Here is a 12964-nt window from a genome sequence, read left to right as displayed (position 1 = left end):
CGATGGTATCTGTGCGCAAACGCGAACGAACTGTTTCCAATTCGTGCGTAGTATCGGCAGGATGGGAATATTGCGATAGCATGGATGGGGGACAAGACTTGGATGCGGACTATATAATCGTGGGGGCGGGCACGGCGGGCTGCGCGCTGGCCAACCGGCTTAGCCGTCGGGGCAGGGTGCTCTTGATCGAGGCTGGCGGCTCCGACAACTACCATTGGGTGCACATCCCGGTCGGCTACCTTTACTGCATCGACAACCCGCGCACTGATTGGGGCTATCACACCGCGCCCGGGCCCGGCATCAACGGCCGCAGCCTGATCTACCCGCGCGGCAAGGTGCTGGGCGGGTGCTCTTCGATCAACGGCATGATCTATATGCGCGGGCAGGCGGCCGACTATGACGGCTGGCGGCAGATGGGTCTGCCGGGCTGGGGCTGGGACGACGTGCTGCCCTGTTTCAAGCGGTCCGAGGACTATGTGGACGGCGCGTCCGAGCATCACGGTGCCGGCGGCGAGTGGCGGGTGGAGAACCAGCGCCTGCACTGGCCGGTGCTTGACAGCTTCCTTGAGGCCGCGGTGCAGGCCGGGCTGCCTCGGACGGACGATTTCAACACCGGCGACAACGAGGGCGTCGGCTATTTCCGCGTGAACCAGCGCAATGGCTGGCGCTGGAACACCGCCAAGGCGTTCCTGCGGCCCGCCAAGGACCGCGTCCGGGTTGAGACAAAGGCACTGACCGAGCGCGTTCTCTTTGAGGGCAAGCGCGCCGTCGGCATCAGGGTGCGCCAGCATGGGGTGACAAGGGACTTCCGCGCCACGCGCGAGGTGATCCTCTGCGCGGGTTCCATTGGGTCGCCGCAGATTCTGCAGCTCTCCGGCGTGGGTCCGGCGGAGCACCTGCGCGGCCTGGGCATCGAGGTTGTGCATGACGCGCCGCAGGTCGGCGAGAACCTGCAGGACCATTTGCAGGTGCGCTGCGCCTACAGGGTCTCTGGCGCCAAGACGCTGAACACGCTTTCGGCGGGGCTTTGGGGCAAGGCCAAGATCGCCGCCGAGTATGCGCTGTTCCGCAGCGGGCCGATGTCTATGGCGCCGTCGCAGCTTGGGGCCTTCATGCGCTCGGGCCCCGAGATGGCGACGCCGGACCTGCAGTACCACGTGCAGCCGCTGTCGCTGGACGCCTTCGGGCAGCCGCTGCACGCGTTCGATGCGATCACCGCCAGCGTGTGCAACCTGCGCCCCGAAAGCCGCGGGCATGTGCGCGTCCTCTCCTCTGACCCGAACCAGGCGCCCGAGATCCAGCCCAACTACCTTAGCGCGGAACGCGACCGCATGGTGGCCGCCAAGGCCATCCGCGCCACGCGCAACATCCTGGCGAAGCCCGCGATGGCCAGGCATGCGCCGCAGGAGTTCCACCCGGACCCGGGGCTGACGACTGATGCGCAACTGGCCGAGGCCGCGGGCAACATCGCCTCGACGATCTTTCACCCGGTGGGGACGGTGCGGATGGGGGCTGATGACGCCGCGCCGCTGGATGCGACGCTTAAAATGCGCGGCATCGCCGGGCTGCGGGTGGTGGACGCCTCAGTTATGCCGCGCATCACAAGCGGCAACACAAACGCGCCAACGCTTATGATCGCCGAGAAGGCCGCCGACCTAATCCTGGCCGATCTTTAGGCTTTGTTTACGAAAGATTTTAGCAACATCCTTTAATCGCGCGGGGTCGCATTAAGGCCGCTTTCATTCCTCTTACCTAAATATGTCCTACGTGCGGGGGCACGATATGAGGTGGTGGGATGAGTGAGGGTCAAGAGCTCGCTCCAGTTATTATCAAGAAGATCAAGAAGGGCGGTGGGCACGGTCACCATGGTGGCGCCTGGAAAGTGGCCTATGCGGACTTCGTGACGGCCATGATGGCCTTCTTTCTTCTGATGTGGCTGTTGAATGCAACAACCGAGGTGCAGCGCAAGGGCATCGCGGATTACTTCCATCCGACGATCCCGGTGAATCGGATCTCGGGCGGCGGCGACGGCGCCTTTGGCGGCGATTCCATCATGACCGAGGACAACCAGATCCAAAGCGGGACCGGGGCCAGCAACCGGTTCCCTGCCGAGCGCGTCGCCTCGCAGGGGGATACCGGTTTCGAGAAATCCGCAAGTGAAGATGGCTCGGACGAGTCCGGGCAGGACGAAGAAAAGGAACAGTTCGAGACGCTCGAAGAGATGCTGACGGGCAAGGCCGGCGAAAGCATGGCCAGCGAAGACATCGCGCGCCATATCGTCACCAAGATCACCGATGAGGGCCTGATCGTCGAGCTCTTCGATCTTCCGGGCGAGCCGCTCTTCGCGCCAGGCACGACCAGCCCGACGCCGATTATGGAGGCGCTGATCGACATGGTCGCGGGCATCTTCCGGCTGGCCGAGAACAACGTGGCCGTTAACGCTTTCACCAGTTCCTTGCCGATCGTCGTGGCCGATAACCCCGTTTGGGACATCAGCACCGGGCGCGCCGAGATCGTGCGCCAGCGGCTAGAAGGCGGGCAACTGCCAGAGGGGCGCACTGAGCGCGTCACAGGCTATGCCGACCGCAAACCGGTCGTCCGCAACCCAATGTCGGCGCGCAACTCGCGCATCGAGATCATTCTTTTGCGCGAGGTGAAGTAACGGCTGCGCAGGTATTGAACCCTTAAAAACACCGCCGTCCGCGCCGATTGAGGGGCCCGCGTGGACGGTCTTGCCTTGGGCCTCTGCGCGGGAATGTTGTGCAAATTTTATATGTTAGCGCGGCATTAAGCGTGATCCGCCTAGATGTGCTCAGACGGATGAGCTTGCATCAGAAAGGCGCGACGAATGACGATTTCCTCCTCCCTGGCCGCTGGCGTGGCAGGGCTTAATGCCAATGCCGCACGGCTGGCGACTATCTCTGACAATATCGCGAACTCCAGCACCTATGGCTATAAGAAGGCCGTGATGGATTTCTCGTCGCTGGTGGGCCCCGACAGCGGCAGCTCCTATACTGCGGGCGGTGTGCGTACCTCGACGATGCGCCTGATCGATCAGCGCGGGTCGCTGATCAACACCAACAATCCAACGGATCTGGCGGTCAGTGGCCGCGGGCTGCTTCCTGTGACGCAGGCCAGCTCGATCACCCCGGGCCAGACAAATTTCCCGCTGCAGCTTGTGACCACCGGGTCCTTCCGACCGGATAGCGACGGCATCCTGACATCCGAGACCGGTTTGGTCTTGATGGGCTGGCCGGCCAATATTGACGGCACAGTGCCGCCCTATCCGCGTGACACCACCAACGGTCTAGAGCCTGTGCGCGTGACGGTGAACCAGTTCGCTGGTGACCCGACCACGGAGATCAACGTCTCTGTGAACCTGCCCGCAACCGGAACAGAAGCGGGCGCACCGGGCGACTTAGAGGAGATGTCGCTGGAATACTACGGCAACATGGGTACTTCAGAGCTCTTGGATGTGACGTTCACGCCCAATGTGCCTGCCACTGGCTCCTCGAACGAGTGGACGATGGAGATTGTGGACAGCTCGACCGGCACACCAACGGTGATCGCCGAATACGTCCTAACCTTCTCTGACTCGCGCGTGTCAGGCGGCACATTGGCCGCGGTCGTTCCTGGGGCAAGCAATCCTGCGACAAGCTCATACGACGCTACAACCGGGTCGATTAACCTCGACACCATCCATGGCAATATCGACCTGGTGATCGGCGTGCTGAACGACCCGGGCGGCATGACGCAGCTTTCCGACAGCTTCGCGCCGGTCTCGATTTCCAAGGACGGCTCGCCGGTTGGTAACTTGACGAGTGTCGAAGTGGACTCCAAGGGCTTCGTGTCGGCGATCTATGACATTGGCTTTACTCGGACGATCTACCAGATCCCACTTGTGGATGTGCCGAACCCCAACGGGTTAGAGCCGCTTGCCAACCAAGCCTACCAGACCACGCCGGATTCCGGCCCGTTCTTTCTATGGGACGCCGGTGACGGACCCTGGGGCGAGGTCGTGGGCTTTGCCCGCGAGGAAAGCACAACGGACGTGGCGGCTGAGCTAACTCAGCTGATCCAAACGCAGCGGGCCTATTCGTCGAACGCGAAGGTGATCCAGACCGTCGACGAGATGCTGCAGGAAACCACGAACATCAAACGGTAACCCGTAACGGGGCGAGCTCTGCGCTATGACAAACCTATCTACTTCTCTTCAGAATGCACTCTCGGGGCTGAACGTGCTCAGCCGCATCACCGAGACTGTGTCTTCAAACGTCGCCAATTCGTCCAACGAGCACTACGCCGCGCGCGAGGCCGTCATCGGCCAGCGCGTGATCGGTGGCGTCGGGTTTGGCGCGGGCGTGGTCGGCGTGCTGCGTGACATTGACCCCGTGCTTCAGGGAGAGCGGCGGTTTGCCGAGGCGGAGCTTGCCAAGACAAGCGCGCGGGCGGATTTCTATGCCGCGATGGAGGCGGCGATTGGCCTGCCCGATGAACCTGGGTCTCTGTCGGGGCGATTGGCGCAGTTCGGCGCCGAACTTATCAACGCCTCGAGCCGCCCGGATAGCGAGTCCCGCCTGCAAAGCGCCCTGGACGCGGCGCAGGGTGTCGCACGCGGGTTTAACACCGCCTCGGACGCTGTGCAGCGAGAACGCTTGCAGGCGGATCGCGCCATCGCAGAGGCCGTGAATACGGTGAATACCGCGCTCTCGCAGATCCAAGATCTGAATGCGCAGATCGTCCGCGGCGGATCGCAGACCTTGGCGCTCGCGGACGAGCGGATGCGCCTTGTGGATCAAATCTCAGAGTTGATCCCGATGCGTGAGATCCAGCGCGAGAACGGCTCCATCGCGCTATTCACCCAGGGCGGTGCAATTTTGCTGGACATCTCGGCGGCGGAACTAGGCTTCACCTCGGCGGGGCTGATCACGCCAGAGATGAATGTCGGCGCGGGCTCGCTCTCGGGGCTTACGATCAATGGCAAGCCCGTCTCGACCAGCGCCGACAAGGGCCCCATCGCGGGGGGTAAGCTCGGCGCGCTCTTTGATGTTCGCGACGTGCAGGCCACGGCGGTCCAGACGCGTCTTGATGCCGCCGCGCGCGACTTTATCGAGCGGTTTGAAACCCCCGCGGTCGATCCGACGCTGACGGCGGGCGATCCTGGGCTCTTCACCGATGGCGGCGCGGCGCTTGATGTCACGCTAGAGGTCGGGCTGGCGGGCCGGATCTCGGTGAACGCGCTTGCGGATCCCAGCCAGGGTGGTGCGTTGTGGCGGTTGCGCGACGGGCTTGGCGCCGCCGCGCCTGGCGCCGCGGGCGATGCTACCTTGTTGAATGCGCTCTCTGATGCGCTGGGTGCGACGCGGTCTCCCGCGACGGGCGGGTTTCTCACGCAGCAGACGGCCTTTGGGATCGCGGGCGAGCTGATCGGGGGGGTCGCGGGCACACAAAGCGCCTACCAATCCGAGCAGAGCTATGCGCGGGCGCGCGCCGACACGCTTCTGAGCCGGCAGCTTGAACGTGGTGTGGACACCGACAGCGAGATGCAGCGGCTGTTGCAGGTCGAACAGGCCTTTGCAGCCAACGCAAAGGTGATTTCGACCATCGACGAACTCATTGAAACCCTCCTGAGGATTTAACCCATGCGCACCATAGGTTTCGGAGATCTCGCGGCGCATTACCGCACAATGATGCAGAACGCCCAGATGAAGGCCGATTTCGCGCGGCTGGGCGAAGAGCTTGCGACGGGACGGGTCTCTGACCTCAAGAGCGCCACGGGAAGCGATCTTGGAAATTACAGCGCGCTCGAGACCACGCTGAAGCGGCTCGCGGCCTTCGAGATCTCGACAACCGAGGCGGCTTTGTTCACCGAATCCGTGCAATTCAATCTCGGCCATATTCAGGACCTCGCCAGCGAGACCGCGCCGAACCTGCTTGGGGCAGGGAACTCTTACAACGCGCTAAACATCCAGGCGCAAGGCAATGATGCGCGCGCCAAGTTAGAGACGATCGTCTCGCTGCTGAACGCCCGCGTTGGGGACCGCACCTTGCTCGCGGGAACGGGCACCGACGCGCCCGCGCTGGTGGACGCCGAGACCATGATGGCAAGCCTGAACGCCGCGGTCGCAGGTGCCACGACGGCGGGCGATGTCGAGGCCGCGGTGGATGCCTGGTTCGACACCCCTGGTGGCACCTTCGAGACCAGCATCTACACCGGTACGACCGATGATCTGCAGCCCTTTCGGGTGGGGCAGAACGAGATCGCGACCCTCGGCCTGCGCGCCGATGACGCGGCAATCCGTGACCTCTTAAAGGGCTTTGCCATGGCCACGGTTATCGCCGATGGCGCGCTGGGGGTGGACAACTCAGAGCGCGCGCTGGCGATGCAGCGTGCCGGCGAAAAGATGGTGACCGCCAATGGCGCGTTCGCAGACCTGCGGGCCCGGGTCGGCACCATAGAGGCCCAGATCGAGAAGGCGGCCGTGCGCAACTCCTCCGAGATGACCTCGCTCGAGATCGCGCGCGCCAATATCGTGCAAGTGGACCCCTTTGAGACCGCGACAGAGCTGCAGTCCACTGAAGTGCAGCTAGAGACCCTATACACGATCACCGCGCGGCTCTCGCGCCTGAACCTGGTGGATTTCCTCAGATGATCCGATTGATTTGCTGCCTTGCTGTCTTCCTTGCGGGGGCCGCCGGGGCCAGCCCGGTCCGCATTAAGGACCTCGTCGAATTTGACGGCGTGCGCGGCAATGACTTGATCGGCTATGGCTTGGTCGTCGGGCTGAATGGCACCGGGGACGGGATCCGCAATGCGCCGTTCACCGAAGAGATCATGTCCAACATCCTCGAGCGGTTGGGCGTGAATGTCACTGGCGAACAATTCCGGCCCAAGAACGTCGCGGCAGTATTTGTCACGGCGGAGCTGCCGCCCTTTGCCCGCGTCGGCTCGACGCTGGACGTCACGGTTTCCGCCATTGGCGACGCGAAAAGCCTGCTGGGCGGCACCTTGATCATGACGCCCTTGAATGCCGCCGATGGCCAGATCTACGCGGTGTCGCAGGGCACGGTGATCGCCGGCGGCGCCTCCGCCGAGGGCGAGGGGGCGGCGGTGATCCAAGGCGTGCCCACCGCGGGCGTCATCCCGTCCGGGGCGCGGGTGGAACGCGAGGTCGCCTTTGAATTCGGCACGCTCGACGTGGTGCGGCTGGCGCTGCGCACGCCGGATTTCACCACCGCCAGCCGGATTGAGACCGCGATCAACAGCGCGGTGGGGCGCTCTGTGGCGGTGATGACCGACGCGGGCACCGTCACCGTTGATATAGCGCGCACCAACGCGCCCTCGCCCGCGCATGCCATCCAACGGCTAGAGAACATCACCGTCGAACCGCAGCGCAAGGCCCGCGTGGTGGTGGATCAACGCTCTGGCACCATCGTTTTGGGCGAGGATGTGCGCATCAGCCGCGTGGCGGTCAGCCAGGGCAACCTGACCCTGCGCATCGAAGAGGCGCCCATCGTTGTGCAGCCGAACCCCTTTGCCGAGGGCCAAACCGTGGTTGTCCCACGCACCAACGCTGAAATCGAGGAAGAGCCGGGGATCGGCCTGGCCGAAGTACCCGAAGGCACCTCGTTGTCAGAGGTCATTGCCGGGCTCAATGCGCTGGGCGTCTCGCCGCGCGACATGATCGACATCCTCAAGAGCATCAAGGCGGCCGGCGCGCTGCATGCGGAGTTCATTGTGCGCTAGCTCAAATCTTGATGGGACCAAAACTCTTGCAAGAGTTTTGCCGATTTCTTCCAAGAAATCGCCAGCGCCCGTGGCGGCCTAGCGCTTTCGTCTCGGGCCTGGCACCCGGGATGTGAAGCCCGGGGGGCGCTTTGCGACCCAAGCAAAGAACTTGGCCAACCGAGGATGCGCGCGCAGCGCCGCGACGGTGGAGTAGGACCGCGCGAGCTCGGCCTCGCTTAGGGTCGCGTGAATCTCCTTGTGACAGATATGGTGCAACAGCACCGTCTCGCCGCCGCGCCCGCCTTTAACCCTTGGTACCAGATGGTGCAGGGATTGCGGGGCGTCGGGCGGGATGCTGCGCTCGCAGAGGGGGCAAACAGGGTCCGCGTCACTCATCTTGAAGGCAATATGAAGTGGCGACGCGCGGCCGCAAACCCATATTTTGAATTTCCCTCGCTCAATCTCTGGGCTAGGTTCGCGCCATGAGCGGCGCAAAATTCGTACATCTGAGACTTCATACCGAATACTCCCTGCTGGAGGGCGCGGTCCCGGTCAAGAAACTCTCTGGGCTCTGCGCCGGTGCTGGCATGCCCGCCGTGGCGGTGACGGACACCAATAATATGTTCGCCGCGCTGGAGTTCTCGGTGGCGGCATCCGGGGCCGGTGTGCAGCCGATCATCGGCTGCCAGGTGGACCTGGCATACGACCCCGCCCAGCCGGGCGAGAAGCCGCGCGCGCCCGCGCCCGTCGTGCTGTTGGCGCAGAACGAGGCCGGGTATCTCAACCTCATGGCGTTGAACTCGGCGCTCTATCTGCGGGGTGACGGGCAGCTGCCGCATGTGACGGTGGATGAGCTTTGCGACCATGCCGAGGGCGTGATCTGCTTGACCGGCGGGCCGGGCGGGCCGCTGGGGCGCTGGGTGCGGGACGGTCAGATTGCCAAGGCAGAGGCGCTGCTTGCGCGCCTAATGCAGGCCTTCCCCAACCGGCTTTACATCGAGCTGCAGCGCCACCCGCGCGAGGATGGCACGAAACCCGAATCCGAGCGGGTCACAGAGAAATGGTTTGTCGAGACCGCCTATGCCAAAGAGCTGCCGCTGGTCGCCACCAACGATGTCTACTTTCCGAAATCCGAGATTTATGAGGCCCATGACGCGCTGATCTGCATCGCCGAGGGCGCCTATGTCGACCAGCAAGAGCCGCGCCGCCGCCTGACCCCGCAGCACTATTTCAAGACCCCGCAAGAGATGGCAGCGCTCTTTGCCGACCTGCCCGAGGCGCTTGAGAACACCGTCGAGATCGCCCGCCGCTGCGCCTACAAGGCCGAGCGGCGCGACCCGATCCTGCCCAAATTCGCCGATGACGAGGTGGCCGAGCTGCGCCGCATGGCAAACGAGGGCCTGCAGGCGCGCCTGGCTGTGATCCCGCACGCGGATACGCCGGAGAAGTATCAAGAGCGGCTGGATTTCGAGCTCGACATTATCGAGGGCATGGGCTTTCCGGGCTACTTCCTGATCGTGGCGGACTTCATCCAATGGGCCAAGGACCACGACATCCCGGTCGGGCCGGGGCGGGGCTCGGGCGCGGGCTCTCTGGTGGCCTATGCGCTGACGATCACCGACCTGGATCCGCTGCGCTACTCGCTGCTGTTCGAGCGCTTCCTGAACCCCGAGCGGGTCTCGATGCCCGACTTCGACATCGACTTCTGCATGGACCGCCGCGAGGAGGTGATCCAATACGTGCAGCAGAAATACGGCCACGATAAGGTCGCGCAGATCATCACCTTCGGCGCGCTGCTCAGTAAGGCCGCCGTGCGCGACGTGGGCCGCGTGCTGCAGATGCCCTACGGCCAGGTGGACCGGCTGTCCAAGATGATCCCGGTCGAGGGCGTGAAGCCGGTGAGCATCGAAAAGGCGCTGGCCGACGAGCCGCGCCTGCGCGAGGAGGCCAAGAACGAAGAGGTCGTGGACCGGCTTCTGACCTACGGCCAGCAGATCGAGGGGCTTTTGCGGAACGCCTCCACCCACGCCGCGGGTGTGGTGATCGCCGACCGCCCCACCGACCGCCTGGTGCCGCTGTATCAGGACCCGCGGTCCGAGATGCCCGCCACGCAGTTCAACATGAAATGGGTCGAGCAGGCCGGGCTGGTCAAGTTCGACTTCCTCGGGCTGAAGACCCTGACGGTCATCCAGAACGCGATGGACCTGATCGCCGGGCAGGGGCGCGATCTGCACATCGCGCCGGATGGCAGCCAGATCTACGAGCCCGCCGAGGGCGCCGCGAACCAGATCAACGCGATCCCCTTGGACGACGCGCCGACCTACAAGCTTTACTCCGCCGCCAAGACGGTCGCCGTGTTCCAGGTGGAAAGCTCGGGCATGATGGACGCGCTGCGGCGCATGAAGCCCACCTGCATCGAGGACATCGTGGCCCTGGTGGCGCTCTACCGGCCCGGCCCGATGGAGAACATCCCGACCTATTGCGAGGTCAAGAACGGGCTGCGCGAGATCGAGTCAGTGCACCCGCTGATCGACTACATCCTTGAGGAAACCCAGGGCATCATCGTCTACCAGGAGCAGGTGATGCAGATCGCCCAGGTGATGGCGGGCTACAGCCTTGGCGGCGCGGACCTGCTGCGCCGCGCCATGGGTAAGAAGATCAAAGAGGCGATGGACGCCGAGCGGCCCAAGTTCGAGAAGGGCGCCAAGGCGAACGGCGTGGAAGCGCGCAAAGCCAAGGAGGTCTTTGACCTTCTGGAGAAGTTCGCCAATTACGGCTTCAACAAGTCTCACGCCGCCGCCTATGCGGTGGTCAGCTACCAGACCGCCTGGCTGAAGGCGAACCACCCGGTGGAGTTTATGGCGGGCGTCATGAACTGCGATATCCACCTGACCGATAAGCTGGCCGTCTATGCCGAGGAGGTGCGCCGCGGGCTGTCCATCGAGATCGTGGCGCCCTGCGTGAACCGCTCGCTCGAGACGTTCAGCGTGGACGCGGGCAAGGTGGTCTACGCGCTGGGCGCGCTCAAGAATGTCGGCGCGGATGCGATGCGGCTGATTGTGGAGGCAAGGGCGGAGGAGCTGCCCTTTGTGAACCTCTTCGACTTCGCACGTCGGGTGGACCTCAAGCGGGTCGGCAAGCGCCCGTTAGAGATGCTGGCCCGCGCCGGGGCCTTTGACGCGCTTGACCGCAACCGGCGGCGCGTGATGGAGAGCGTGGATGCGCTGGTCGCCTATTCTGCGGCGATCCATGAGCAGCGCAATTCCAACCAGGTCAGCCTCTTTGGCGACGCGGGCGAGGATCTGCCCGAGCCGCGCCTCTCACCGGCGGACGACTGGTTGCCTAATGAGCGTCTCGTCGAGGAGCATAAGGCCATCGGGTTCTACCTCTCGGGCCACCCGCTGGACGACTATATGGCGCCGCTGAAACGGCAGGGCGTGATGACGCTGGCGCAGATCACCCAGCAGGCCGAGCGCGCGCCGCTGGTGGCCAAGATCGCGGGCTCCGTCGCCGGGCGGCAAGAGCGCAAGTCGGCCCGCGGCAACCGTTTTGCCTTCGTGCAGCTGAGCGACCCCACGGGGCTCTACGAGGTGACGGTGTTCTCGGACACGCTAGAGGCCGCGCGCGAACATCTTGAGCCCGGCACGAATGTGGTCCTGCAAGTCGAAGCCAATATGGAAGCCGAGCAGCTGAAACTGCTGGCCCGTTCGGCCAGCCCGATCGACGCGGTCGCCGCGGACGCCCCCGGGTCGGGACTGCGCGTGTTCGTGGATCAGCCAGCTGCGGTCAACACCGTTGCCGCCCTGTTGGAGCGCGCCACGAAAGAGGCCAAGAGCCGCGCCCGCGGCCCGGTTCAGCTGTGCCTCATGGCGCCGGACCTGCCGGGCGAGGTAGAGATCAGCGTGGGCGATGCGTTCCACGTGAACCCGCAGATCAAGGGCGCGCTCAAATCGCTGCCCGGCGTGGTCACCGTCGAGGACACATGAGCGCAGGCAATCAGCCAGTCCGCTTTGCTTGGAACGCAAAGGGCGGAGCGCGCAGATGAGCGCCGGGCGGTATCTTTGGGGGCGAGGGTGACGGCAAAGGGGCCTGTTGTCTTGGCAATCATTGCGCTCTGCGTCGCCGCAGGATGCGCAAGAATGCCGGCGCCGGCCCCGTCAAACCCCACAGGTGAACCGCCCACCGCCGCCCAAAAGGCGCGGCGCGCGCCCGCACCGGAGACAGCGGAAAGCGCCGAGGCGCCCAATGCGCTGCCCGAACCAGAGCGCCGCTTCCTTGGGGTCCTGCGGAGCGGCAGCGAAAAGACCGAGGCTCTGGAGGACAACGCCGCGGTTTTGCCGGAAGCTGCCGCCACCGCCGATGCCGAAGCTGGCACGCCAGAGCCATCGCGACGGCGCATGTTTGGGTTTCTTGTGCGCCGCACGCCTGACGAAGCGCCGGCCTCGGGGACAGACACCCTGGCACCGCTCGCGGTTGAGCAAGAGAAGGTCGCAGCGGTCGTTGGACAACCGCAACCCTCCATCACTGACGCAGAGATTACCACCCGCGGCGAGGCCCCAGAGGGCGCGGACGAGCCTTCGCGTCGGCCACGGCTCTTTGGGTTTCTGGGCAAGCGCCTCTCCGGGGATGCCAGCGGGCCAAGCCCAGACGATGCCGCGCCCGATCAAGAGGTCGTCCTGGCCTCGGCGCTGCCGGAACGGCCTGCCGGGCCAGCGCCACTGCGCTTTGGCGAGGTGCGCCTGGCCTGCGACGCTCAGAAACGCGACCTTGGCAGAGAAGTCGCCCGCTCGCCTGGTCCGGGGACCTATCGCCTTTACGACACCCAGCCCAATGGCATCGAGCCCCGGGTGCAGTTCATCACCGGCTTTAAGGACAAATGCCCGCGCCAGTTCCTTGGCGCTCTGGCGCTTTTTGGATCGGCCCAGGTGCACGAGGCAAAGCGCTATGACAGGCGCAATAAGACGGCCTATAGCGCCACGGACAACGCCTATGAGGCTGCCAAGCGCCGCGCCTGCGGCGTCGGCAAGGGCAAGCCCTGCCCCGAAGGGCGCTATGATCGCTTGATCCGCGATGTGGGGTTCTTGACGGTCTACCCAAGCTTTGGCGCGACCCGTCCCTGGATGGAGATCATTATGACTGGCGGCAACCGCGCGGTGACACATGTCTATGGGCGATAGCTTGCTGGCGGCGCTGGCGCCGTGACCCGAGGCTGTGCCCGCCCACCCGTGCGGCAGC

9 protein-coding genes are annotated in these 12964 nt (G+C 64.5%); 8 read left to right on the top strand and 1 reads right to left on the bottom strand.

Going from position 1 to position 12964, the window contains the following annotated elements; translation table 11 throughout:
* The first annotated feature begins 98 nt into the window (after positions 1-98).
* The 6 genes from AIOL_RS00955 (at position 99) to AIOL_RS00930 (ending at position 7747) form a co-directional block, all read left to right on the top strand.
* Positions 99-1676 carry a GMC family oxidoreductase gene (locus tag AIOL_RS00955; protein WP_152912302.1) on the top strand — a complete coding sequence of 526 codons (1578 nt, stop codon included), beginning with the start codon at positions 99-101 and terminating at the stop codon, positions 1674-1676.
* Positions 1677-1795: 119 nt separating this feature from the next.
* Entirely contained in the window at positions 1796-2662 is an 867-nt protein-coding gene (locus AIOL_RS00950) for an OmpA/MotB family protein (protein ID WP_049641168.1), read from the top strand.
* Positions 2663-2848: 186 nt separating this feature from the next.
* Positions 2849-4165: a flagellar hook protein FlgE gene (locus AIOL_RS00945; RefSeq protein WP_049641167.1), complete on the top strand. Its 1317-nt coding sequence runs from the start codon at positions 2849-2851 to the stop codon at positions 4163-4165.
* 25 nt (positions 4166-4190) lie between these two features.
* Positions 4191-5639 (top strand): flagellar hook-associated protein FlgK, encoded by a 1449-nt coding sequence (gene flgK, locus AIOL_RS00940; protein ID WP_082152356.1) that lies wholly within the window; start codon positions 4191-4193, stop codon positions 5637-5639.
* A 3-nt stretch (positions 5640-5642) separates the two neighbouring features.
* Positions 5643-6653, top strand: coding sequence for a flagellin (locus AIOL_RS00935; protein WP_049641165.1), 1011 nt, complete (start codon positions 5643-5645; stop codon positions 6651-6653).
* Positions 6650-7747 (top strand): flagellar basal body P-ring protein FlgI, encoded by a 1098-nt coding sequence (locus AIOL_RS00930; protein WP_049641164.1) that lies wholly within the window; start codon positions 6650-6652, stop codon positions 7745-7747. Before AIOL_RS00935 ends, AIOL_RS00930 begins: the two co-directional genes overlap by 4 nt.
* A 78-nt stretch (positions 7748-7825) precedes the next feature.
* Here the strand turns inward: AIOL_RS00930 and AIOL_RS24160 are convergent, their stop codons facing one another.
* Positions 7826-8125 (bottom strand): HNH endonuclease, encoded by a 300-nt coding sequence (locus tag AIOL_RS24160; RefSeq protein WP_082152355.1) that lies wholly within the window; start codon positions 8123-8125, stop codon positions 7826-7828.
* Positions 8126-8211: 86 nt separating this feature from the next.
* Between AIOL_RS24160 and dnaE the strand changes: the two genes are divergently transcribed.
* Together dnaE and AIOL_RS00920 are read left to right on the top strand one after the other, a co-directional pair.
* Positions 8212-11715, top strand: coding sequence for a DNA polymerase III subunit alpha (gene dnaE / locus AIOL_RS00925; protein ID WP_049641163.1), 3504 nt, complete (start codon positions 8212-8214; stop codon positions 11713-11715).
* A gap of 153 nt (positions 11716-11868) precedes the next feature.
* Entirely contained in the window at positions 11869-12906 is a 1038-nt protein-coding gene (locus AIOL_RS00920; protein WP_049641162.1) for a hypothetical protein, read from the top strand.
* The last annotated feature ends 58 nt before the right edge of the window (positions 12907-12964 follow it).

The organism is Candidatus Rhodobacter oscarellae, assembly GCF_001078595.1.
Classification (GTDB): domain Bacteria; phylum Pseudomonadota; class Alphaproteobacteria; order Rhodobacterales; family Rhodobacteraceae; genus Rhodobacter_B; species Rhodobacter_B oscarellae.
The sequence above is the reverse complement of the archived record's forward strand: the minus strand, read 5'-3'. Positions and strand labels throughout refer to the sequence as shown.

Coding starts and splice junctions, on each gene's coding strand:
- dnaE (WP_049641163.1), top strand. CDS start 8,212: ATGAGCGGCGCAAAATTCGTACATCTGAGACTTCATACCGAATACTCC.
- flgK (WP_082152356.1), top strand. CDS start 4,191: ATGACAAACCTATCTACTTCTCTTCAGAATGCACTCTCGGGGCTGAAC.
- AIOL_RS24160 (WP_082152355.1), bottom strand. CDS start 8,125: ATGAGTGACGCGGACCCTGTTTGCCCCCTCTGCGAGCGCAGCATCCCG.
- AIOL_RS00930 (WP_049641164.1), top strand. CDS start 6,650: ATGATCCGATTGATTTGCTGCCTTGCTGTCTTCCTTGCGGGGGCCGCC.
- AIOL_RS00945 (WP_049641167.1), top strand. CDS start 2,849: ATGACGATTTCCTCCTCCCTGGCCGCTGGCGTGGCAGGGCTTAATGCC.
- AIOL_RS00920 (WP_049641162.1), top strand. CDS start 11,869: ATGCCGGCGCCGGCCCCGTCAAACCCCACAGGTGAACCGCCCACCGCC.
- AIOL_RS00950 (WP_049641168.1), top strand. CDS start 1,796: ATGAGTGAGGGTCAAGAGCTCGCTCCAGTTATTATCAAGAAGATCAAG.
- AIOL_RS00935 (WP_049641165.1), top strand. CDS start 5,643: ATGCGCACCATAGGTTTCGGAGATCTCGCGGCGCATTACCGCACAATG.